Consider the following 20847-nt stretch of genomic DNA (forward strand, 5'->3'; position numbering starts at 1 on the left):
CCGGCCGCCGCCGCGCGCCGCGGATGGGCCTACTCGGCAAGCCCGGCCCGCTCCAGGGCCTCGACACCGGTGCGCAGGGCCGTGATCCGCTCGTCCAGGGTGAAGCCCGCCGGGGAGAGGGTCAGGGTGGTCACGCCGGCCGCGGCGTACGCCTGCATGCGGTCGGCGATGCGCTCCACCGTACCGAGCAAGGTGGTGGAGTCGATCAGCTCGCGCGGGATCGCGGCCGCGGCGCCGTCCTTGTCGCCGGACAGGTACTTGTCCTGGATCTCGGCGGCCTCCTTCTCGTACCCCATGCGCTGCGCGAGCTTGTTGTAGAAGTTCTGCTTGCGACTGCCCATGCCGCCGACGTACAGGGCGGTGTAGGGGCGGAAGAGGTCGGCCAGCGCGTCGACGTCCCCGCCGACCGCGAGCGGGACGGTCGGGCAGACGTCGAACCCCTCCATCGTCTTCCCGGCCTTCTCGCGGCCCGCCCGGATGTGGCGCAGGGCGGTGTCCTCCAGGTGCTCGGCGGAGGGGAAGATCAGCAGCGCGCCGTCGGCCAGTTCGCCGGTCTGCTCCAGGTTCTTCGGGCCGATGGCGGCGATGTACAGCGGGATGTGCTCGCGCACCGGGTGCACGGTCAGCTTGAGCGCCTTGCCCGGGCCGTCCGGCAGCGGCAGCGTCCAGTGCTCGCCCTCGTGGGTCAGCCGCTCGCGGGACATCGCCTTGCGGATGATCTCCACGTACTCCCGGGTGCGGGCCAGCGGCTTGTCGAACCTGACGCCGTACCAGCCCTCGGAGACCTGGGGGCCGGAGACGCCGAGGCCGAGGCGGAAGCGGCCGCCCGACAGCGAGTCGAGGGTGGCCGCGGTCATCGCGGTCATCGCCGGCGTGCGGGCCGGGATCTGGAAGATGGCGGAGCCGACGTCGATGCGCTCGGTCTGCGCGGCGACCCAGGACAGGACGGTGGGCGCGTCCGAGCCGTAGGCCTCGGCCGCCCAGCACACCGAGTAGCCCAGGCGGTCCGCCTCCTGCGCGACGGCGAGGTTGTCCGCGTCCATTCCGGCGCCCCAGTAGCCGAGGTTGATCCCGAGCCGCATAGCGCTCCCCTTACCAGTCAGTAACGTCCTTGTTCTGCGGACCATATCGTCCTGACGGCGGCACGGCGCCCGTCTGGTACGTCACACGGGCCCAAATAGCGGCGTTGACCAGTAATGTCAGCCGTCATGGAGCAAAGGCACCTCGGCCGTACCGGACTGCGTGTGTCCCGGCTCGGGCTCGGCACGCTGACGTGGGGACGCGACACCGGCGAACTCGACGCCGCGGACCAGCTCAAGGCCTTCTGGGAGGCCGGCGGAACGCTGGTCGACACGGCCGACGTGTACGGCGACGGCGGCGCGGAGTACCTGCTCGGCCGGCTGGTCGAGGACCTGGTGCCGCGCTCGGACCTGGTGATCGCCACCAAGGCCGGCAGCGTCCCCGACCCCGACCGGCGGTTCGACGCCTCCCGCGGCCACCTGCTCGCCGCCCTGGACGCCTCGTTGCAGCGGCTCGGTACGGACTACGTGGACCTGTGGCAGGTGCACGCGTACGACCCCACGACACCCCTCGACGAGACACTGCAGGCCCTCGACCTCGCCGTCACCTCGGGCCGCGCGCGGTACGTCGGCGTCTCCAACTTCTGCGGCTGGCAGCTCGCCAAGGCCGCCACCTGGCAGCGGGCCGTGCAGACGCGGACGCCGCTGTCCAGTACGCAGATGGAGTACTCGCTGCTGCAGCGCGGCATCGAGCGCGAGGTGCTGCCCGCCGCCCTGGACCTCGGGGTGGGCCTGCTGCCCTCCTCCCCGCTGGGGCGGGGCGTGCTCACCGGCAAGTACCGGCACGGCACCCCGGCCGACTCGCGGGGCGGCTCCGAGGACATGGCGCCCTTCGTCGCGCCCTACCTCGACGAGACGGCCCGGCTCATCGTGGACGCACTCGCCATAGCGGCCGACGGGCTGGCCACCTCGCCGCTCCAGGTGGCCCTGGCCTGGGTGCGGGACCGCCCCGGGGTCACGGCGCCGATCGTCGGGGCGCGCAACGCACAGCAGCTGGCAGCGGCGTTGTCAGTGGAGGCCCTTAGTCTTCCCGAAGAGATCTGCCAGGCGCTGGACGACGTTTCGGCGCCGCTGCACCGCTATCCGGACCACGACTGGAGCACGCTGTGAGCGTCCTCCGGAGGTAGTCCGCCCTACTACGGAGGCCACCGTGACCGAGGACCGCGACGACCGCGACCGCGAGGAACCCAGCGCAGCAGAGGCGGCGCCCGGTGCGGACGCGGCGCAGGCGCAGTCCGCCGGTGCCGCGGACGGCACCGGCGAGGAGGCGCCGCCGCCCCGGCGCCCGCGCCCGTCCACCGAAGGCGTCGGCTCGCAGCTCCCCGAGGAACTGACGGACCTGGCCGCCGCGGTGCGGGCGATCGAGCGCGGCGAACGGCCGGCGGCCGTGCCCAGGGGCCGCACCGCCCCGGCACGCCCCGCTCCGGAGCGTTCGCCGGTGCCCGCGCCCTCCCCCGCCGCGGTGGCCCCGGCGCCCGTTCCCGCGCTGCTCAGCGGGGACGCGGTGGCCGCCGCGCGCACGGTGCTCGCCGCGGGCGGCGCGCCGGAGGGGCTCGCGGAGGCGGCCGTCGCGGCGCTCGGCGAGCGGGCCGGCGAGGCGCTGCGCGAGGACCCGTGGCAGGTGCTGTCCGTGCCGGGCGTCCGGGTGGACCAGGCCGACGGCTTCGCGAAGGCGCTGCTGGGCGGCGCCGCCGGCCCGGAGGACGAGCGCCGGGTGCGCGCCCTGGTCGTCCGGCTGCTGGAACAGGCGGCCGAGCAGGGGCACACGGCGGTCGAATGGCCCGCGCTCGGCGCGGCCCTGGGCCGGCACGCGGTCACCGCCGCCGACGACGCGCTCAAGGCGGCCGTCACCGACGGCCTGGCGCTGCTCTTCCACGTCGCCGACGAGAACGCCGCACCCGCGCAGCCCGCGGGCGGCGACGACGAGGAGGACGCCGAACGGCCGGTACGGCTGCTGCTCGGCCTGGACCGGTGGGCGATGGCGGAGGAGAGCCTGGCCGACGGCCTGATGCGGCTGCTCAACACCTTCTCCCCGGGCGAGGGACAGGAGGCACCGGGCTGGGAGGCCGCGGCCGCCGCGGCGCCCTCCTCGTCCGCCGGGGCCCTCGTGCGCGCGGCCGCGGGAAGCGGTCTCGTCGTCCACCACGGCGCCGAGGAGGCCCGTGCCGAGCCCGCGGCCCTGGTGGCGGCCGCCCGGGCGCTCGGACTGCGCGCCTACGCCGCCGCGGCCACCGAGGACGGCCGCAGGCGGCTGGCCGCGGCAGGCGCGGGCGAGGACGCGGTGGCCACCGTCGCGGGCCTGCTCGCCGGCCACGAGGGACCGGGACGGGACGAGGACGGGACGCTGGCGCTGGACCTGCTGGCGGTCCTGGACGCGCCGCAGCTGGACGTGGAGGCTGCGGCCACACTCGTCGAGGCCGTGCCCGACGGCGCGCGCCTGGTCCTCTCCGGCGACCCGATGGCGCTGTGGTCGGCCGGTCCGGGACGGGTCTTCGCCGACCTGGCCGCCGCCAAGGTGTGCCCGCAGGTCGCCTCGCGCACGCCGGACCCGGGCCCGATCGGCGAGCTCGTGTCGGGGATCGGCATCGGTGAGCTCGCGCAGGTGGAGGCGCCGGAGAAGGAGGTTGTGATCGTCCCGGTGCGGGACGCCGGGGAGGCGGTGCACCGCACGGTGCAGCTGGTCGCGGACTCCGTGCCCCGGGTCATCGGGGTGCCCGCCGCGAGCACCGTGGTCATCACCCCGGGCCACGGCGGTGCCGCCGGTACCCGGGTGCTCAACGCGGCGCTCAAGGAACGGCTGAATCCCGGCCCCGGCCGCTTCGGCGGTTTCGACCCCGGGGACCGGGTGCTGCTGGCCCCCGCCCCCGGCCGGACCGTGCCGGGCACCGTGACCGCCGGCGGCGACGAGGGCCTGCGCGTGGACTGCGACGGGGCCTCCGTCGTCGTGCCGCCCGAGGCCGTCGCCGCGCAGGTGCGTCACGGGTGGGCGGTCACCGCCCACCAGGCCGTCGGGCGCCGCTGGCCGGCCGCTGTCGTCGTGCTGCCCGGTGACGCGGCACAGACCCTGACCCGGGCCTGGATCTACACCGCCTTCGGCCGGGGCGAGCGGCACCTTTCCGTCGTCCAGGGCGTCGACCAGGCGCTGCCCCGCGCCGTCGCGGAGATCCCGGCCAGGGATCGGACCACGCGGCTGCGCGACATCCTCCGCGAGCAGGCGGCACAGGCGCAGTAGCGCAACCGAGGGGGGTCCGGGCATGCCCGGGCCCCCCTCGGTCCGTCATGCCTCGCTGCGGTCCGCGCCGAGCACGTCGCTCTCCTCGTCGAAGACCGCGCTGACGTCGAACCGGCAGATCAGGTGCCGCGGATCGGCCTGCTCGAAGGGGCTGGCCAGCCACTCCCCCGGCTCCGCAGGCTCCACCGCGGTCACCCAGACCGTGGAGTCGCCCTCCACCAGGCCGAACTCCTTGTGGCGCTCGGCGATCTCGTCGGGCTCGTACTCCCCGAACAGGACCCCGATCGCGGCCGCGACATCCGGGCCGCCCTCGGGGCCGGTGTCGGAGACCCGTTCCGCCTGCTGCACCAGGCGCTGCGAGTCGCCCACGGTGTAGTCGCGCCGGATCAGGACGCTGACCGCGCTCGGCTGCTCGGGACCGTCGTACTCGGGCAGCGTGTCCCCGAGCGGCACCTCGAAGGGGGTGACCTCGTCGTAGGTGTCGTAGAGCAGCTCGTCATAGGCCTCGGCCGCCGAGGCCAGGGCCTCGAAGGCCTGGTAGACCGCGGGATCGTCCTCCCCGGTGCGGTGCTCGACCGCGGCCAGGTGGCGGTCCAGAGCGGCCTTCACCGCCTCGACGGCGGCTCGTACCTCGGCAACAGCGGGCTGCGCGGCATCAGACATGCGGAAGACGCTATCCGTACTGGGGCGCTCCCCGCACAATAGATGCGATGCCTGAATACGAATTCAGAGATGTGTACGTGCCACGGGGCGTCTCCCGCAAGGAGGCCCAGCGGCTACTGACCGACCATGCGGAGTACGGGCACTGGGAGTTGGACCGTCTCCGCCTCTACCCCGACGGCAGCCGCCGGGTCCGGCTGCGCCGAAGAATCATCCGCCAGGTCCGCGCCACATGGTGATGTGCGCCACATGAAGCGGGGCCCCGCGCCTGCGGGGCCCCTTTCCTCACATGCCGCCCCACGGGGGGAGACGGAGGCGTTCAGCGACGCGCCGCGCGGGCGCGACGGAAGAGCACGGCACCGCCGAGCAGCAGGCCGGCGCTGGTGAGCAGCGCGGTGCCGACGTCCTCGGTGCCGGTCTGGGCCAGGCTGGGGCCACCGCCGCCCGGGACGCCCGCGGGCTCCGGGTAGTTGTGCTCCGGGTAGTCGTCGTTGCCGCGCGGGATGTTGCGGTGCGGGCGCGGGTGGTGCCCGTGGCCCTTGCCGCCGCCGTAGTGGCCGCCGTAGCCGCCGGCGTTCACGCAGGTGTTGCCGATCGCCGGGTTGAGCAGGCCGACCACGTTGATCGAGTTGCCACAGGCGTTGACCGGGATGTTCACCGGCGCCTGGACGGCGTTCCCGGAGAGGATGCCGGGCGAGCCGACCGCGGCCGCGTGGGCCGAGGCGCCGCCGTGCCCGAAGCCGCGGCCGTCGCGGTCACCACCGAAGCCGCCGCCGAAGCCACGGCCGCCGTCGTTGCCGCCGAAGCCGCGGCCGCCGTCGTTGCCCCGGCTGCCGAAGGCGGAGTCGACACCGCGGACGGAACGGCCCGGGCCGCCGTCCTTGTCGCCGTAGCCGTCCTTGTCGCGGTAGCCGCCGACGGGCTTGCGGAAGCCCTTCTTGTAGACGCGGACCTCGCGGCGCTCGGAAGAGCCGTTGACGCAGGTGTTGCCGGCCGCCGGGTTGAGCAGGCCGATCACGTTGATGGTGTTGCCGCAGACGTTCACCGGGATGTTCACCGGAACCTGGATCGCGTTGCCGGACGCGATGCCCGGCGAGCCGGCGGCAACGCCGGACGCGTTGGAGTCCGCGTAGGCGGCCATACCGCCGGTCACGGCGAGCACGCCGCCGGTCGCGACCGCGGTGAGAAGCCCCTTTTTCGCGACTTGTCGCATGGAATGTCCCTGCCTTGCTTTTCCAGATACGGAAACCGGCGGGCAATGCCCGCCGGGGGAATGGTCGCCCCCCCGGACGTCAGAATTTCGCCTCCCCTACCGGGGCGGCCCCGGAAGCGCACAGGGCATTTCCGGGGCCGACCGGTTTCAGGCCTCCAAGGAGGCCCGAGAGAACGTCACTTGCCGTCCTTGTCGGCGTAGCCGTCCTTGTCGCGGTATCCACCGATGGGCTTGTGGAAGCCGCCGCCCTTCTTGTACACGCGGACCTCGCGGTGCCCGAAGGACCCGTTGATGCAGACGTTGCCCGCCGCCGGGTTGAGCAGGCCCACCACGTTGATGGTGTTGCCGCAGAGGTTGATCGGGATGTTGACCGGAACCTGGATCAGGTTCCCGGACAGCACGCCCGGCGAGCCCGCGGCGACGCCGTTCGCGTGGGAGTCGGCGTGGGCCATGCCGCCGGTGACGGCGAGCGCACCGCCGGCCGCGACCGCAGTGATCAGCGCCTTCTTTGCAACCTGTCGCATTGTGCTTCCTTGCCTTGCTTTTCCGGATACGGAAACCGACGGGCGATACCCGCCGGGGGAATGAATGACCCCCCGGACACGAAAACCGGCACTCCCCCAGCCGGGGCGGCCCCGAAGCCCGTGAGGGGCTTCACGGGGCCGGCCGGGATCGGGCCTTCGAAGAGGCCCGAAGCGATGTCAGCTGTTGAAGCAGACGTTGCCGACGGCGGGGTTCAGCAGTCCCACGATGTTGATCGTGTTACCGCACAGGTTGACCGGGATGTTCACCGGAACCTGGATCACGTTGCCCGACAGCACGCCCGGGGAACCGACCGCGGCCCCCTGGGCGCCGGAGTCGGCGACGGCCACGCCGGCACCCGCAGCCACGAGCCCACCGGTGACCACGGCAGCAGCGACGACCTTCTTGATCATTTTTCCTCCTCGTTGGCAAAACGGCCCCAACTTCGGACCGCACAGGAACCAACGAGTGGACACAAGGCGCGCTACTGCCGCTGGGATTCATTCACTCTTTTCGGCTAAGCGGCAGGAATTGTCGATAATTGGCGAGTCGTTTCAACTGCTCGCGAGGAAGCGGTCGAGCACCCGCACTCCGAACTTCAGACCGTCCACCGGTACGCGCTCGTCGACGCCGTGGAACATTCCGGCGAAGTCGAGGTCGGGCGGCAGCTGCAGCGGCGCGAACCCGAAGCAGCGGATGCCCAGGTCGTCGAAGGACTTGGCGTCGGTCCCGCCGGACAGGCAGTACGGCACGGCCCGGGCGATCGGGTCCTCGGCCTTCAGCGCGGCGCGCATGGCCTCGACGAGCGCCCCGTCGAACGTCGTCTCCAGCGCCTTGTCGGAGTGCACGTCCTCGCGCCGGACCCGGGGACCGAGGATACGGTCCAGGTCGGCCAGGAACTCCTCCTCGTAGCCGGGCAGGAAGCGCCCGTCCACGTGCGCGGTGGCCTGGCCGGGGATCACGTTGACCTTGTAGCCGGCCCCCAGCATGGTCGGCGCGGCGGTGTTGCGCAGCGTGGCGCCGATGAGCTTGGCGATGCCGCCCAGCTTGGCCAGCGTCGTCTCCATGTCCTCGGGGTCGAGATCGGTCCCGAGGGCGTCGCCCAGTTCGTCGAGGAAGCCGCGGACGGACTTGGTGACGCGCACCGGGAACCGATGCCGTCCGAGCCGGCCGACCGCCTCGCACAGCTCGGTGATCGCGTTGTCGTTGTTGGTCATGGAGCCGTGGCCGGCGGTGCCGTCCACGGTGAGCCGCATCCAGTGCATGCCCTTCTGGGCGGTCTCGATCAGGTAGAGCCGCACGTCCTCGTTGACCGTGAAGGAGAAGCCGCCGACCTCGCCGATCGCCTCCGTGACCCCCTCGAAGAGCTCCGGGTGCTTGTCGACCAGGTAGCGGGCCCCGTAGACGCCGCCGGCCTCCTCGTCGGCGAGGAAGGCGAGCACGATGTCGCGCGGCGGACGGCGTCCGCTGCGCAGCATGTCGCGCACGACCGCCAGGGTCATGGCGTCCATGTCCTTCATGTCGACCGCGCCGCGGCCCCACACGCAGCCGTCGGCGATCTCGCCGGAGAACGGGTGATGGGTCCAGTCGTCGGCGTTTGCGGGCACGACGTCGGTGTGGCCGTGGATGAGCAGGGCGGGCCGCGAGGGGTCCTCGCCGGCGATGCGGGCGACGGTGGAGGCCCGGCCCTGGTGCGACTCGAAGATCTGCGGTTCCAGGCCGACCTCGGCGAGCTTCTCGGCGATGTACTCGGCGGCTGCCCGCTCGCCGGGACCCGAGTGGTCGCCGTAGTTGCTGGTGTCGATGCGGATGAGGTCACGACAGAGGTCGGCGACCTCGTCCTCGCCGGTGGTCGTACGGGCGGCCGAGCTCGACTCGCTCACGCTGTCTCCTTCGTTCGTCGATCTCCCCATCCTCCCCCGCCTCCCCCGCGGGCCGCGAGGCCCCCCGGGCCCCGTCATACGGCCGTCACAAGGGTCCGGCGGGCGGATTGATCGAGGGGCCCCGGATGTTTGCTATTGTTTTCCACGTCGCCGGGCCCAAGCGCCGGGCGGCGGACACCTTGTCCGGGTGGCGGAATGGCAGACGCGCTAGCTTGAGGTGCTAGTGCCCTTTATCGGGCGTGGGGGTTCAAGTCCCCCCTCGGACACCACGTGAAGCCCATGGGCGGTACGGCCGGATTCCGGCGGTGCCGCCCATCGGCGTTCCCGGGCCCGGAATCCCCCGGCCCCGCGGACCGGGCACGCTCCGCGTGCCGTCCGCTGCGGACCGTGGCACGCTGGTTCCGAAGAGTAAGGAGCCCACCATGGCCACTTCGCGAACGGACGGCTCCGCGGCTTCCGGATGGATCGTCCTCGCCGCCGTCCTGATGATCTTCGGTGGCATCTCCGCGATCCTCCAGGGCGTCGCCGCGATCGCCAAGGACACCGTCTTCGTCGTGACCGGCAACTACACCTTCCGGTTCGACCTGAGCGCCTGGGGATGGATCCACCTCGTCCTCGGCGTGCTGGTCGTCCTCGTCGGACTGCTGCTCCTGCGGGGCGCGCTGTGGGCGCGCACGGTGGGCGCAGTGATCGTCGGCCTGTCGATGCTGGCGAACTTCATGTGGCTGCCGTACATCCCGTTCTGGGCCCTGGCGATGATCCTCCTCGACGGCGTCGTCATCTGGGCCCTGTGCACCGCCCCGGGGCGGAGGCACGCGGCGGTGTAGGGCCGCGCCGATTCAGCCGACTGGTCGCGCTGCGGGTGACAGGGTCCGGCGCACGCGGCAGCGTTGCCCTCAGTACCGGTCCCCCGTACAGACGAGGACGCTCACCATGGCCGCTCTCCGCCGGCCCGGCCTTCACGCCGGCGCCCTGCTTCTGCTCCTCGGCACCGCGGCGTGCTCCGGTATGACCCACCAGGCCGTGGGCACCCTGGTCTACACGACCACGGACGGCAAGCCGCAGCAGATCGACAGCCCCTCGGTCGACGGGTGCCACCCGCTGACGGCTCCCGGGGCGAAGAACATCGACAACAACACCGTCAACGACGTGGTCCTGTACACCCAGGAGGACTGCCACAACGCCGCGGGGACCAGTCAGTTCTACCTGCCTTCGCAGACCAGCGACCCGGGCGTGCCCGGCCAGGCCCCCTGGAAGAGCTTCACTGTGGTCGGCGGAAGCCACTAGGGACGGTGCCGCCGTGGCCGCCATGACCGACGAGCAGGACGAGCCGGGCGCGCCCGACGTGCGGGAGCACCTCTCGCCGCGGGAACGGTCCGCGCTGGGCAGGGCGGCCCGGCGGACCACGCCCCGGTCGGACCACGCGCACTGGGCGCCCCCGCCGGACCGGGCCGACCCGGTCGACGTGATCGAGGAGCAGTCCGCGCGCCGGGTGCCCGAGCTGGTGCCGATCCGGTACGGCCGGATGGCCGAGTCTCCGTTCCGCTTCTACCGGGGCGCGGCGGCGGTCATGGCGGCCGACCTCGCGGGCACGCCGGTGACGGGGCTGCGCGCGCAGCTGTGCGGGGACGCGCACATGCTGAACTTCCGGCTGCTGGCCTCGCCCGAGCGGCGGCTGATGTTCGACATCAACGACTTCGACGAGACGCTGCCCGGCCCCTGGGAGTGGGACGTCAAGCGCCTGGCCGCCAGTCTCGTCATCGCGGGCCGGGCGGCCGGTTTCTCCGCCAGGGAGCGTGCGGCCACCGTCCTGGCCGCCGTCGGGGGGTACCGCGAGTACATGCGCCGCTTCGCCCGGATGGGCAATCTCGACGTCTGGTACGCCCACTTCGAGGCGGAACGGCTGCAGGAGCAGTTCGCCCCGCTGCTCGGCGCGCGGGACCGGGCACGCTGGGAGCGTTCGCAGGAACGGGCCCGCTCGCACGACACGCTGCAGGCGTTCGTCAAGCTCACCCGCATCGTCGACGGCGAGCGGCGCATCGTGCCCGATCCGCCGCTGCTGACGCCGCTGCGCGATCTGCCGGACGCACTGAACTCCGGGGTGGCGCGGGAACTGGGGCGGCTGATGGAGCGCTACGGCCACACCCTGCCGTCCGACCGCCGCGCCCTGCTGGAGCAGTACCGGGTCGTCGACATCGCCCGCAAGGTCGTCGGGGTGGGCAGTGTGGGGACGCGCTGCTGGATCGTCCTGTTGCTCGGCAAGGACGACGAGGACCCGCTGTTCCTCCAGGCCAAGGAGGCCGACGAGTCGGTGCTGGCCCGGCATGCCGGCGCCTGCCTGCAGCGGACGCAGGGCGAGCGGGTGGTGGCCGGGCAGCGGTTGATGCAGGCCACGAGCGACATCTTTTTGGGCTGGGAACGCGTCCACGGCATCGACGGCCGGCGGCGGGACTTCTACGTGCGCCAGTTGCGCGACTGGAAGGGCATCGTGGTGGCCGAGACGATGTCGCCGCGGGTGATGGGCATCTTCGGCCGGGTGTGCGGGGCCACGCTGGCCCGCGCGCACGCGCGGTCGGGGGACCGCATCGCGATCGCCGCCTACTTGGGCCGCGGTGACGTCTTCGACCGGGCGCTGGCGGAGTTCGCCGAGCTGTACGCCGACCAGAACGAGCGCGACCACCGGGCGCTCCTGGAGGCCGTGCGGACCGGCCGGGTCACCGCGCGGGAGGCCTGACGTCCGGGGCGGCCGCGGGCTCCCCGTCCCCGGCGCGGCCGAACAGGGGGATGTCCGGGCCCTGGGGCAGCAGTTCGGTGGTGACAAAGGCGACCACGGCCGCCAGTACGACCACCGGCACCGTCCCGGCGTTGCCCAGCAGCAGGACGACGAGCACGACCGTGCTGACCGGCAGCCGCATCGCCGCGGCGCACGAGGCGGCCATCCCCGCGGCCATGGCGGGCACGAGGCCGAAGCCCGGCAGCGGGGCCACGAGCACGCCGCAGGCCCCGCCGAGGAACAGGGCCGGGAAGATCGGGCCGCCGCGCAGGCTGCCCAGGGACAGGGCGTACGCGAGGGACTTCAGGACCAGGACGGCGACGAGGGCGGTGACCGGCCACGCGTGGGGGTCGGAGGCGAGCTGGGGCAGTGTGCTCTGCCCGGACAGCGCCGCCTCGGCCGGTGAACGCCCGGTCAGCAGGGCGTAGGCGGCCACGCAGACGCCCGCGGCGACCGCGCAGGCGACGGTGTTGCGCAGCGGGCTGCGGGAGACCAGGACGGCCGCGTGCCGGCCGCCGACGACGATCCAGTGCACGACGATGCCCACGACCAGGCCCATGAGGACGGCCCACACGACGTCGCCGACGTCGAGCGCGGGCGGCCGCGGCAGGCCGATGTCCAGGCCGCCGGTCTTGAGGCCGGTCCAGCGCCCGAACCCGGTGAAGACGATGTCGCCGACTCCGCTGGACAGCAGGGCGGGCAGCATGACGGCGAACAGCTGCGGACCGCCGACGCCCGCGACCTCCATCAGCAGCACCGCCGCCACCAGCGGATTGCCGAAGATCGTCGCGATCGCCGCCGCGGAACCGGCGGCGCCCAGCAGCACGTTGCTGCTGGGGGTGGGGGACGCGCGGACCAGGTTGCGGAAGACGAGCGCGATGCCACCGCCGAAGGCGATCAGCGGCGCTTCGGGGCCGAGGACGGCGCCGAGCGGCAGGCTCGCCACGGCCGCCACGACGACGCCGGGCACCGCCGCCGCGGTGGCACCGCCCGAGTGCAGTCCCGACGCCGGGATGTGGCCGCCGCCGCCCGGGAAGCGCGTGACGACCAGACCGACGACCAGGCCGGCGACGGCCAGCAGCGGGATCGGCCACCACCAGGGCGGCTGGGCGTGGCCGAGATGCCGCGGCCAGTCCTCCCAGACGAGCCTCTGCAGTTCGTGGAGGCCGACGAGGAACCAGAAGGCGAGGAAGGAGACGGGGATGCCCAGCACGGCGGAGGACAACAGCACCTTGCGGTAGTGCGGCTGACGCAGCAGGTTCCGCAACTGGTCGGCTTCCTGCGGCTGGTTCGCGGTCCCGGAGATCGCCTTCCCCTCTCGTCGCGGCGCACCATTCGCGACCTGTGCGGTTCTCGCGACATTACCGACGCGAGCCGTCCGGCGTCCTCAGCCACGCTGGACGCTAGGGTGAGCCGACCGCGCGAGGAGGCGCGGCGCTGACGCGTATGGAGGTGCCATGGCCGCCCCCACCTGGGTCGCCGTGCCGGACGACTCCCCCTTCGGCGTGCACAACCTGCCGTACGGGGTGTTCACCACCGCCGACCGGCCGCACGAGCGGCGGATCGGCGTGGCCGTCGGGGAGTACGTGCTCGACGCGGGGGCGGTCGCGGCGACGGACGGGGACCTCGCGGCAGCCACGGCCGCCCTGCTGTCGGCGCCGTCGCTCAACCCGCTGCTGGCGGCGGGGCGGCCGGCGTGGACGGCGGTCCGCGCGCTGCTCACCGGCTGGCTCACCGACCCGGCGCACCGCCCGGCGGTCGAGCCGCACCTGCTGCCGCGGACGGCGGTCACGCTGCACCTGCCGATCGAGGTGGCGGACTACGTCGACTTCTACGCCTCCGAGCACCACGCCACCAACGTCGGCCGCATCTTCCGTCCCGACGGCGCGGCGCTGCCGCCCAACTGGAAGCACCTGCCGATCGGTTACCACGGCCGCAGCGGCACGGTGGTGGTCTCCGGCACGCCCGTGGTGCGGCCGAGCGGCCAGCGCCGGGCGCCGGGCGAGGCCGTCCCGGACTTCGGGCCGACGCGGCGGCTGGACGTCGAGGCGGAGATCGGTTTCGTCGTCGGCGGCCCGACCGCGCAGGGCACGCCCGTGCCGCTCGCCGGCGCGGAGGACCACGTCTTCGGCGTCTGCCTGGTCAACGACTGGTCGGCCCGCGACATCCAGGCCTGGGAGTACGTGCCGCTGGGCCCGTTCCTCGGCAAGTCCTTCGCGACCTCCGTCTCGCCCTGGGTCGTCCCCCTCGACGCGCTCGCCGCGGCCCGCGTCGCCCCGCCGGCCCGCGACGCGGCGCTGCTGCCGTACCTCGACGACCAGGACGGCTCGGCCCCGCCGCGCGGCCTGGACATCGCGCTGGAGATGCGGCTGCGCGGTGAGGTGGTCTCGCGGCCGCCGTTCGCCACGATGTACTGGACGTACGGGCAGATGCTCGCCCACATGACCGTCAACGGCGCCTCGTTGCGGGCCGGGGACCTCTTCGCCTCCGGCACCGTCAGCGGCCCCGAGCGGGCACAGCGCGGCGCGCTCATCGAGCTGACGTGGAACGGCGAGGAGCCGCTGGTACTCGCCGACGGGACGGAGCGGACGTACCTGGAGGACGGGGACGAGGTCGTGATCACGGCGACCGCGCCCGGCCCGGACGGCACCCGGATCGGCTTCGGCGAGGTCGCGGGCCGGGTGGTGGCCGCACCCCCGCAGGGGTGAGCCGCGGCAAGCGCGGGGGAATCGGACCGTGCCCGGATCTGTCGGTGCGCGGCCCGTTGTGATCTCCTGGCCCTGTCGCTCCGCCGTCCGCCCCGGCCCGCAGGGAACCCATGCCCGGAACGCTGCCCACCGCCCCTCCAGACGACCACGGCCGCCCGCCCGCCGCGCCGCTGCCGCGCGCGGTGCGGATCGGGTACGGCCTGGGGTCGCTGGGCACGGGCGCGTTCGGCACGGTGCCGGGGCTGATCCTGCTCTACTACCTGACGAACGTGCTGGCCGTCCCGGCGGCCGTGGCGGGCGCGGCGGTGTTCCTGCCCAAGGCGTGGGACGTGCTGATCAATCCGCTGGTGGGGGCGGCCGCCGACCGCAGCCGGCTGCAAGGGGGTTCGCGGCGGCCGTTCCTGCTGGCCGGGGCGGTGACCCTGCCGCCGCTGTTCGCGCTGGTCTTCGCGGCGCCGCCGCTGCGGGGCGCGGCCGCGGCCGGCTACGTGGCCGCCTTCTTCCTGCTGGCCGCGACCGCCTACGCGGTCTTCCAGGTCCCGTACGTGACGATGCCCGCCGAGATGACCGAGGACACCGGCGAACGGGCCCGCGTACTGGGCTGGCGGGTCGGGTTCCTCGGCGTGGCGATCCTGCTGTCCGGGGCGCTGGCCCCCGCGATCGCGCACGAGCGGGGCGACACCCCGGGGAGCTACCGGCTGATGGGCGTCGTCGTGGCGTTGATCCTGCTGACCGGCACGCTCGGGGCATGGCACTTCACCCGGCGGGCCCCGTCGGTCGCCCGCAGCGCGGCGGAGCCCTCCCTGCGGGCGCAGTTGGCGGCCGCCCGGGAGAACCCGGCCTTCCTCTTCCTGGTGGGCATGTGGGGGCTGCAGGCGCTCGCCGTCGGGATCATGCTGGCCGGGGTGCAGTACTTCGCCACGTACACCCTCGGCGCGGCGGGGGCGGTCACCCCGCTGTTCGCCTGCATGATCGGCCCGTTGGTGCTGGTGATGCCGCTGTGGAACCGGCTGGCCCGGGCGCGCGGCCCCAAGTACGCGCAGTGGTGCGCCTCGTCGCTGTTCGTCGTCGCGGCCGCGCTGCTCGCGCTGACCCCGTTCGCCGGTCCGGCGCTGGCCTACCCGGCGGTGGCGGCCGTGGGGATCGCCTACGCCGGGCTGCAGTTGCTGCCGCTGACGATGCTCGCCGACACCCTGGCCGCCGACGCCGTGCGGACCGGGCGGCGCCGGGCGGCGACCTTCACCGGGCTGTGGACCGCCGCCGAGACCCTCGCGCTCGCGCTGGGCGCCGGGGTCTTCGCCCTGGTCCTGGCGGTGACCGGGTTCCGTTCGTCGGACGCCGCGCACCGCGTCGACCAGCCCGGCGCCGCCCTGACCGGCATCGCGTCCGGCATGAGCCTGCTGCCCGCCGTGCTCGCCGCGGCGAGCCTGTGGCTGCTGCACCGCTACCGGGAGGACGCCCCGGTCCCGGCGGCGGCCGCGCCCGGCCCCGAGGCCACCGACTCTTCCGAGGACACGAACGACCATGCCCACTGAGCCCGTTCCCACCCCCGCGTTCCCCCTCGGCCGGCCGGCCGAGGAGGTGCTGTCCGAGCTGCGGGCGCTGCGCGCGCAGGACGCCCCGACCCGCGGCGGGCGTACGTTCGCCTACGTCTACGACTCCGGGCTCGCCGGGGTGGACGAGCTGGCCGCCGCCGCGTACACGGAGTTCGCCGCCGTCAACGGCCTGGACATGACGGTCTTCCCCAGCGTGGCCCGCCTGGAGAACGAGGTGGTGGCGGCGGCCGTGGCGCTGCTGGGCGCGCCCGGCGCGCAGGGCACCTTCACCAGCGGGGGCACCGAGTCGATCCTGCTGGCCGTGAAGACCGCCCGCGACCACGCCCGCGCCGTGCGCGGGGTGATGGAGCCGCAGCTCCTGCTGCCCTCGACCGCGCACGCGGCGTTCCACAAGGCCGCCTGCTACCTGGGTCTGGAGACGGTGACCGTTCCCGTGGACCAAGAGAGCCTGCGGGCGGACGCGGCGGCCATGGCGGCGGCGATCACCGGCCGCACCGCGCTCGTCGTCGCCTCCGCTCCGTCGTACGCGCACGGGGTGATCGACCCGGTGACGGAGATCGCCGCCGCGGCGGCCGCACGCGGGGTGCTCTGCCATGTGGACGCCTGCATCGGCGGCTGGCTGCTGCCCCATCTGCGGCGGGCGGGGCGGGACGTGCCGCCGTTCGACCTGTCGGTGCCCGGGGTGACCTCGCTGTCGGTGGACCTCCACAAGTACGGCTACGCCGACAAGGGCGCCTCGGTCGTGCTGTACCGGGACGCGGAGCTGCGCCGCCACCAGTACTTCGCGCACGCGGGCTGGCCGGGCTACCCGGTGGTCAACCCGACGGTGCAGGGCACCAAGTCGGCCGGGCTGCTGGCCCAGGCGTGGGCGGTGCAGCGGTACATCGGCGAGGACGGCTACCGCGAACTCGCCGAGCGGACCGCCGGGGCGGCCGACCGGCTGCTGCCGGGGCTGCGCGCCGTGGAGGGCGTACGGGTGCTGGGCGACCCGGGGGCAGGGCTGGTGGCGTTCACCCTGCTCGGGACGGACGGCGCGCCCGATCTCGGCCTGCTGCTGCACCTGGCCGACGAGATGCGCGAACGCGGCTGGTACCTCCAGCCGCAGCTGTCCTTCGACGGGCTCCCGCCGAATCTGCACCTCACCCTGACTCCCGCGTCGGCCGGGCTGGTCGACGCCCTGCTCGCCGACCTGGACGCGGCCCTGAAGGCCGCGCGGACCCTGGCGCCGGTCACCGTGGACCCCGGGCTCGCGCAGTTCGCGGCCGGGCTCGACCCGGACACCCTGGGCCCCGAGGAGGTGGCGGGGGTGCTCGCCTTCGCGGGCCTCGGCGGCGGATCGGAACTGCCGCGCCGGATGGCCCCCGTGCTGGCGCTCCTGGACGCCCTGCCGGGCCGCCTCAAGGAGCGCCTGCTGACGGAGTTCGTCGGCTCGGTCTTCCGGGTCTGAGGCCTCGCCGGGCGCGGGCGGCTGCGAGGTCCGCGGGTCGCGGCGGTCGGGGCGAATCCGCGACCGGACGGCCCACGCGGAGTGCACCCCCGACCCCGCGCCGGGCAGGCCGTCCGCCAACATGGCGCCGCCGAAGCGGTCCTCGGCGAGCGCCCATACCGTCGCCCACTCGCCGGACCCCCCCACCCGGTCGTCCCGCGGACGCGGGCAGCGTCAGCCTTCGCGTCCCTGGCACGCGCTCCGCGCCGGGGACGCCCGGCCGCCCGCGCACCCGACGAGCCCCCCGCGGACCAGCGTTCGCGCCAACGGCACTCGCGGCTCGCCCTCCAGGGGGACGACGCGACCGGTCAGCAGGTCGCGCACGGGCGCGGCGGACACGTCCCGGCGCCCGCCGCACGCGGGGGTCCGAAGACGCACGTCGAGATGGCTCACGGGGATGTTCACGCCTCACCGCGCGGCGCCGGGAGCAGCGCGGCGGGAATGTCGGCCTCCAGGCCGCGCAGTTGCTCCCCGAGGCCCTTGGCCTGCGGGTCCGGACGGGTGGACGCGGCCACGCCTTCGCCGAGCAGGCCGTGCACGACGAAGTTGAGGGCGCGCAGATTGGCCAGTTCGTGGCGGCTCACACGGAGCTCGGCGGCCTCCGGCACGAGCGCGCGCAGCCGTTCGACGTCCAGCCAGTCCCGCAGCCAGGCGTACGCGGCGTCGCTGCGCGCCCACAGGCCCACGTTGGCGTCGCCGCCCTTGTCACCGGACCGGGCGCCGACGACCAGGCCCAGCGGGGCGCGCACGGTGGGCCCGCCCGGCGCGGGCACGGCGGACGCGGCACCCGGCGCGGGGGCGGGCACGGGCGCCGCGGCGACCACCGGTGCACGCGGCACGGGCACCCGGGTGCCGTCGTGGAGCACGACCTCGTGCCGGACCACTTCGGCCGGGACCAGGGCGGGCCAGTGCACGCCGTACTCGGTGGCCTTCGGCGAGAAGTGCTCCATGTGCAGTCCGGGTGCCGTCGACAGGCCCGTGCCGACCACGGCGGAGAACAGGGCGCGGCCGGCCTTGTCCTTGTCGGCGTCCTTCACGGTGAGGGTGAGCCGGGCACCGGACGCGGTGGGCTCCAGGTGGACGTCGTACGTCCCGAAGCGCCCGGGCCCGCCGGTGGCGTCCAGCAGGGACGCCTCCGCGAACCGGGCCTTGGCCTCGATGTCGGGACCGGTCAGCACGAAGGTCGCCGTGTTGCGGTAGCCGCCGTGGTGGTTGAGGCACACCTTGAGGGTGTCGGGGGCGGGCTCGCCGCGGGCGCCGCTGACCTGGACCCGGTCGGGGCCGAGTTGTTCCAGGGTGACGGTGTCGAAGCGGGTGACGACGTCCGGGTTGAGGTAGGCGGGCCGGTCGATCTCGTACAGCAGCTGGGCGGTGACGGTCTCGACGGTGACGGCGCCGGCGGTGCCGTCGTGCTTGGTGATGACGGCGGACCCGTCGGGGCGCATCTCGGCAATGGGGAAGCCGGGGTGCACAGGGCGCTCGATCTCGGTGAAGAAGGAGTAGTTGCCGCCGGTCGCCTGGGCGCCGCACTCGATGATGTGCCCCGCGGTGACGGCCCCGGCCAGGCGGTCCCAGTCGTCCGGCGCCCAGTCGAAGGCCCACGCCGCGGGGCCGACCACCAGGGAGGCGTCCGTGACGCGCCCGCAGATCACCACGTCGGCACCGGCGCGCAGCGCCCGCGTGATCCCCCACGCGCCGAGGTAGGCGTTGGCGGTGACGGGCCGCACGCCCGCGTCGGCGAGGGTGCGGCCGGTGGCGAGGTGCGCGAAGTGGTGGCCCTGGGCCTGGAGTTCGGGCAGCCGCTCGACGAGGTCGTCGCCCTCGACGTACGCCACCGAGGGGCTCAGCCCGGCGAGGGCCGCCAGTTCGCCGAGTTTGGCGGCGAGCCCGGCGGGGTTGAGGCCGCCGGCGTTGACGACGACCTTGATGCCGCGCTCCAGGCACGTGCCGAGCACGTCGCCCATCTGGGCGAGGAACGAGACCGCGTACCCCGCGCCGGGGTCCCGTTGCCGGGCCTTCCACAGCAGCAGCATGGTGAGTTCGGCGAGGTAGTCGCCGGTCAGCACGTCGATGGGGCCGCCCTCGACCATCTCGCGGGCGGCCGAGAGCCGGTCCCCGTAGAAGCCGGAGCAGTTGGCGATCCGCAGGGTGTCTCGTCGCTGGGTCATGTCCCTCGCCGTCGGCGGTGTCGGTCTTCAGATGTGGTGGTGCGGCGGTGCCGTGGTGCCGCGCTGTCCGGGGTCAGGCCGCGGTCGCGCGCAGCGACGCCACGTGGCGGCGGATCTCCTCCGGCGAGAGGTAGATGTCGGTGACCTCGAAGTCCTTGAGGGCGGCCGGCCTGCGCGCCTGGAACCCGGTGCGCACGAAGTCGTCGCCGGCGACGGCGTTGAGGAACCAGCCCGCCGCCGCCCGGAAGCGGGCGGGGAAGGTGCGCAGCGCGCCGAGGTGGTAGCCGCGGGCCACGATCTGCGCGGGCAGCCCGCTGAGCGGGATGCCGAGCGGCTTGGACACCGCCTCGACGCCCCCGAGGTCCACGACCAGACCCAGGTCCTTGTGCCGGTACTCCTCCAGCGGGCGGCCGCGCAGGGCGGCGACCACGTTCTCGGCGACGGCCTTGCCCTGCCGCATGGCGTGCTGGGCGGTGGGCGGGCACACGGCGCCGCCGCCGGTCGCGAGGTCCGGCACCGCCGCGGAGTCGCCGAGCGCGAACACCCCGTCGGCGCCGGGGATGCGCATCTCGGCGTCGGTGACGAGACGGCCCTTGACGGTCTCGGTGCCGAGCGTGGTCACCAGCGGGCTGGAGACGACCCCGGCGGTCCAGATCAGGGTCCGGCAGGGCAGCTTGCGGCCGTCGGTGAAGGTCACGGTGTCGGGGGTGACCTCGGCGACGGACACGCCGAGCGACACGTCGACGCCGCGCTCCCGCATGATCTGCAGCGCCTTCAGGCCGAGCTTCTCGCCGAGCTCGGGCATCAGACGGGGCGCGATGTCGATCAGGTGCCACTTGATGAGCGCCGGGTCCAGGCGCGGGTAGCGCTTGGCGGCGGCCGTGGTCAGCCGCTGCAGGACGGCGGCGGTCTCGGTGCCCGCGTAGCCGCCGCCCACGACCACGAACTGCAGCCGGGACTCGCGCTCGGCCCGGTCGGTGGTGGCGGAGGCCAGGTCCAGCTGCGCGATGACGTGGTCGCGGATGTACGCCGCCTCGGCGAGGGTCTTCATGCCGCGGCCGTACTCGGTGAGTCCGGGGATGTCGAAGGTGCGGGTGACGCTGCCGGGCGCCAGGACGAGGTAGTCGTACTCCTCCACCTGCTCCTCGTCGGTGATCTTCCTGACGACCACCGCCTTGGCCGCCGGGTCCACGCCGATCGCCCGACCGGGTATCACCGCGGTGCGGTGCAGCATGCGGCGCAGCGGGACCGCGACGGCCTGCGGGGTGAGCACACCTGCGGCGACGTGCGGCAGCAGGGGCAGATAGAGCTGGTGGCTCCAGGGCGTCACCAGGCTGATGTCGGCCTCGTCCGGCGCCAGCCGGCGCTCCAGGCGGTGCGCGCACTCCATGCCCGCGAAGCCACCGCCGACGACCAGGATCCTGGGTCGGTTCATCACTCGCCTCCCGTGGGACCGTTCGGGCCCGATTCCCTACCCGCGGCGTGTGCGGATACGCCTCCGGCCACGCTCGCACAGGCCCCGTCGCGACGCGAACGGAACACCGGGGCGCGCGAGCGGCACGCTACC

The 20847-nt window shown here is 73.9% G+C and carries 18 protein-coding genes and 1 tRNA gene; 10 read left to right on the forward strand and 9 right to left on the reverse strand.

The window, feature by feature from the left end; translation table 11 throughout:
• Positions 1-29 precede the first annotated feature (29 nt).
• Entirely contained in the window at positions 30-1082 is a 1053-nt protein-coding gene (locus ACIP98_RS17680) for an LLM class F420-dependent oxidoreductase (RefSeq protein WP_319661960.1), read from the reverse strand.
• Positions 1083-1208: 126 nt separating this feature from the next.
• On the opposite strand from ACIP98_RS17680, the gene ACIP98_RS17685 reads away from it, so the two are divergent.
• Together ACIP98_RS17685 and ACIP98_RS17690 are read left to right on the forward strand one after the other, a co-directional pair.
• Positions 1209-2189, forward strand: a complete 981-nt coding sequence (locus ACIP98_RS17685; RefSeq protein WP_319661959.1) for an aldo/keto reductase — start codon at positions 1209-1211, stop codon at positions 2187-2189.
• Between the two features lie 40 nt (positions 2190-2229).
• The gene (locus ACIP98_RS17690; RefSeq protein WP_319661958.1) at positions 2230-4311 is read left to right on the forward strand and encodes a helix-hairpin-helix domain-containing protein; all 2082 of its coding nucleotides are present in this window, start codon (positions 2230-2232) and stop codon (positions 4309-4311) included.
• 45 nt (positions 4312-4356) lie between these two features.
• Here the strand turns inward: ACIP98_RS17690 and ACIP98_RS17695 are convergent, their stop codons facing one another.
• The gene (locus ACIP98_RS17695) at positions 4357-4974 is read right to left on the reverse strand and encodes a hypothetical protein (protein ID WP_319661957.1); all 618 of its coding nucleotides are present in this window, start codon (positions 4972-4974) and stop codon (positions 4357-4359) included.
• 47 nt (positions 4975-5021) lie between these two features.
• Between ACIP98_RS17695 and ACIP98_RS17700 the strand changes: the two genes are divergently transcribed.
• On the forward strand, positions 5022-5210 hold the full coding sequence (locus ACIP98_RS17700; RefSeq protein WP_319661956.1) for a DUF5703 family protein: 189 nt from the start codon (positions 5022-5024) through the stop codon (positions 5208-5210).
• An 80-nt stretch (positions 5211-5290) separates the two neighbouring features.
• Here ACIP98_RS17700 and ACIP98_RS17705 read toward each other — a convergent pair whose 3' ends face one another.
• From ACIP98_RS17705 to ACIP98_RS17720, 4 genes are all read right to left on the reverse strand, one after another.
• Positions 5291-6184 (reverse strand): chaplin, encoded by an 894-nt coding sequence (locus ACIP98_RS17705; protein ID WP_319661955.1) that lies wholly within the window; start codon positions 6182-6184, stop codon positions 5291-5293.
• 176 nt (positions 6185-6360) lie between these two features.
• A complete protein-coding gene (locus ACIP98_RS17710) occupies positions 6361-6708 on the reverse strand; it encodes a chaplin (RefSeq protein ID WP_401976726.1) in 348 nt (115 codons plus the stop codon).
• Positions 6709-6885: 177 nt separating this feature from the next.
• Positions 6886-7119 (reverse strand): chaplin, encoded by a 234-nt coding sequence (locus tag ACIP98_RS17715; protein WP_319661954.1) that lies wholly within the window; start codon positions 7117-7119, stop codon positions 6886-6888.
• Between the two features lie 141 nt (positions 7120-7260).
• A complete protein-coding gene (locus ACIP98_RS17720) occupies positions 7261-8619 on the reverse strand; it encodes a M20/M25/M40 family metallo-hydrolase (protein ID WP_401976728.1) in 1359 nt (452 codons plus the stop codon).
• Between the two features lie 151 nt (positions 8620-8770).
• Between ACIP98_RS17720 and ACIP98_RS17725 the strand changes: the two genes are divergently transcribed.
• From ACIP98_RS17725 to ACIP98_RS17740, 4 genes are all read left to right on the forward strand, one after another.
• Positions 8771-8858, forward strand: a tRNA-Leu gene (locus ACIP98_RS17725).
• 153 nt (positions 8859-9011) lie between these two features.
• Positions 9012-9416: a hypothetical protein gene (locus ACIP98_RS17730; protein WP_319661952.1), complete on the forward strand. Its 405-nt coding sequence runs from the start codon at positions 9012-9014 to the stop codon at positions 9414-9416.
• 106 nt (positions 9417-9522) lie between these two features.
• The gene (locus ACIP98_RS17735; RefSeq protein ID WP_319661951.1) at positions 9523-9876 is read left to right on the forward strand and encodes a hypothetical protein; all 354 of its coding nucleotides are present in this window, start codon (positions 9523-9525) and stop codon (positions 9874-9876) included.
• Positions 9877-9898: 22 nt separating this feature from the next.
• Positions 9899-11323, forward strand: coding sequence for a DUF2252 domain-containing protein (locus ACIP98_RS17740; RefSeq protein WP_401976848.1), 1425 nt, complete (start codon positions 9899-9901; stop codon positions 11321-11323).
• Here ACIP98_RS17740 and ACIP98_RS17745 read toward each other — a convergent pair.
• Positions 11304-12620, reverse strand: coding sequence for a chloride channel protein (locus tag ACIP98_RS17745; protein WP_401976849.1), 1317 nt, complete (start codon positions 12618-12620; stop codon positions 11304-11306). The genes ACIP98_RS17740 and ACIP98_RS17745 overlap by 20 nt on opposite strands.
• A gap of 199 nt (positions 12621-12819) precedes the next feature.
• On the opposite strand from ACIP98_RS17745, the gene fahA reads away from it, so the two are divergent.
• From fahA to ACIP98_RS17760, 3 genes are all read left to right on the forward strand, one after another.
• Positions 12820-14070, forward strand: coding sequence for a fumarylacetoacetase (gene fahA, locus ACIP98_RS17750; RefSeq protein ID WP_401976732.1), 1251 nt, complete (start codon positions 12820-12822; stop codon positions 14068-14070).
• Between the two features lie 110 nt (positions 14071-14180).
• Complete coding sequence (locus ACIP98_RS17755) at positions 14181-15605, forward strand: MFS transporter (RefSeq protein WP_319661948.1); 1425 nt, start codon at positions 14181-14183, stop codon at positions 15603-15605.
• On the forward strand, positions 15595-17073 hold the full coding sequence (locus ACIP98_RS17760; protein WP_319661947.1) for an aminotransferase class V-fold PLP-dependent enzyme: 1479 nt from the start codon (positions 15595-15597) through the stop codon (positions 17071-17073). The genes ACIP98_RS17755 and ACIP98_RS17760 overlap by 11 nt, the downstream gene beginning before the upstream one ends.
• 440 nt (positions 17074-17513) lie before the next feature.
• Here ACIP98_RS17760 and ACIP98_RS17765 read toward each other — a convergent pair whose 3' ends face one another.
• Positions 17514-19280, reverse strand: coding sequence for an acyclic terpene utilization AtuA family protein (locus ACIP98_RS17765; RefSeq protein ID WP_319661946.1), 1767 nt, complete (start codon positions 19278-19280; stop codon positions 17514-17516).
• A gap of 73 nt (positions 19281-19353) precedes the next feature.
• Positions 19354-20715 carry an NAD(P)/FAD-dependent oxidoreductase gene (locus tag ACIP98_RS17770; RefSeq protein ID WP_401976736.1) on the reverse strand — a complete coding sequence of 454 codons (1362 nt, stop codon included), beginning with the start codon at positions 20713-20715 and terminating at the stop codon, positions 19354-19356.
• Between the last annotated feature and the right edge of the window lie 132 nt (positions 20716-20847).

This window comes from Streptomyces sp. NPDC088354 (assembly GCF_044753585.1).
Lineage (GTDB): Bacteria > Actinomycetota > Actinomycetes > Streptomycetales > Streptomycetaceae > Actinacidiphila.

What these genes read in the sequence shown, in the direction of transcription:
- ACIP98_RS17680 (WP_319661960.1), bottom strand. Translation starts at nt 1,082, where the DNA reads ATGCGGCTCGGGATCAACCTCGGCTACTGGGGCGCCGGAATGGACGCG.
- ACIP98_RS17685 (WP_319661959.1), top strand. Translation starts at nt 1,209, where the DNA reads ATGGAGCAAAGGCACCTCGGCCGTACCGGACTGCGTGTGTCCCGGCTC.
- ACIP98_RS17695 (WP_319661957.1), bottom strand. Translation starts at nt 4,974, where the DNA reads ATGTCTGATGCCGCGCAGCCCGCTGTTGCCGAGGTACGAGCCGCCGTC.
- ACIP98_RS17700 (WP_319661956.1), top strand. Translation starts at nt 5,022, where the DNA reads ATGCCTGAATACGAATTCAGAGATGTGTACGTGCCACGGGGCGTCTCC.
- ACIP98_RS17705 (WP_319661955.1), bottom strand. Translation starts at nt 6,184, where the DNA reads ATGCGACAAGTCGCGAAAAAGGGGCTTCTCACCGCGGTCGCGACCGGC.
- ACIP98_RS17710 (WP_401976726.1), bottom strand. Translation starts at nt 6,708, where the DNA reads ATGCGACAGGTTGCAAAGAAGGCGCTGATCACTGCGGTCGCGGCCGGC.
- ACIP98_RS17715 (WP_319661954.1), bottom strand. Translation starts at nt 7,119, where the DNA reads ATGATCAAGAAGGTCGTCGCTGCTGCCGTGGTCACCGGTGGGCTCGTG.
- ACIP98_RS17720 (WP_401976728.1), bottom strand. Translation starts at nt 8,619, where the DNA reads ATGGGGAGATCGACGAACGAAGGAGACAGCGTGAGCGAGTCGAGCTCG.
- ACIP98_RS17730 (WP_319661952.1), top strand. Translation starts at nt 9,012, where the DNA reads ATGGCCACTTCGCGAACGGACGGCTCCGCGGCTTCCGGATGGATCGTC.
- ACIP98_RS17735 (WP_319661951.1), top strand. Translation starts at nt 9,523, where the DNA reads ATGGCCGCTCTCCGCCGGCCCGGCCTTCACGCCGGCGCCCTGCTTCTG.
- ACIP98_RS17740 (WP_401976848.1), top strand. Translation starts at nt 9,899, where the DNA reads ATGACCGACGAGCAGGACGAGCCGGGCGCGCCCGACGTGCGGGAGCAC.
- fahA (WP_401976732.1), top strand. Translation starts at nt 12,820, where the DNA reads ATGGCCGCCCCCACCTGGGTCGCCGTGCCGGACGACTCCCCCTTCGGC.
- ACIP98_RS17755 (WP_319661948.1), top strand. Translation starts at nt 14,181, where the DNA reads ATGCCCGGAACGCTGCCCACCGCCCCTCCAGACGACCACGGCCGCCCG.
- ACIP98_RS17760 (WP_319661947.1), top strand. Translation starts at nt 15,595, where the DNA reads ATGCCCACTGAGCCCGTTCCCACCCCCGCGTTCCCCCTCGGCCGGCCG.
- ACIP98_RS17765 (WP_319661946.1), bottom strand. Translation starts at nt 19,280, where the DNA reads ATGACCCAGCGACGAGACACCCTGCGGATCGCCAACTGCTCCGGCTTC.
- ACIP98_RS17770 (WP_401976736.1), bottom strand. Translation starts at nt 20,715, where the DNA reads ATGAACCGACCCAGGATCCTGGTCGTCGGCGGTGGCTTCGCGGGCATG.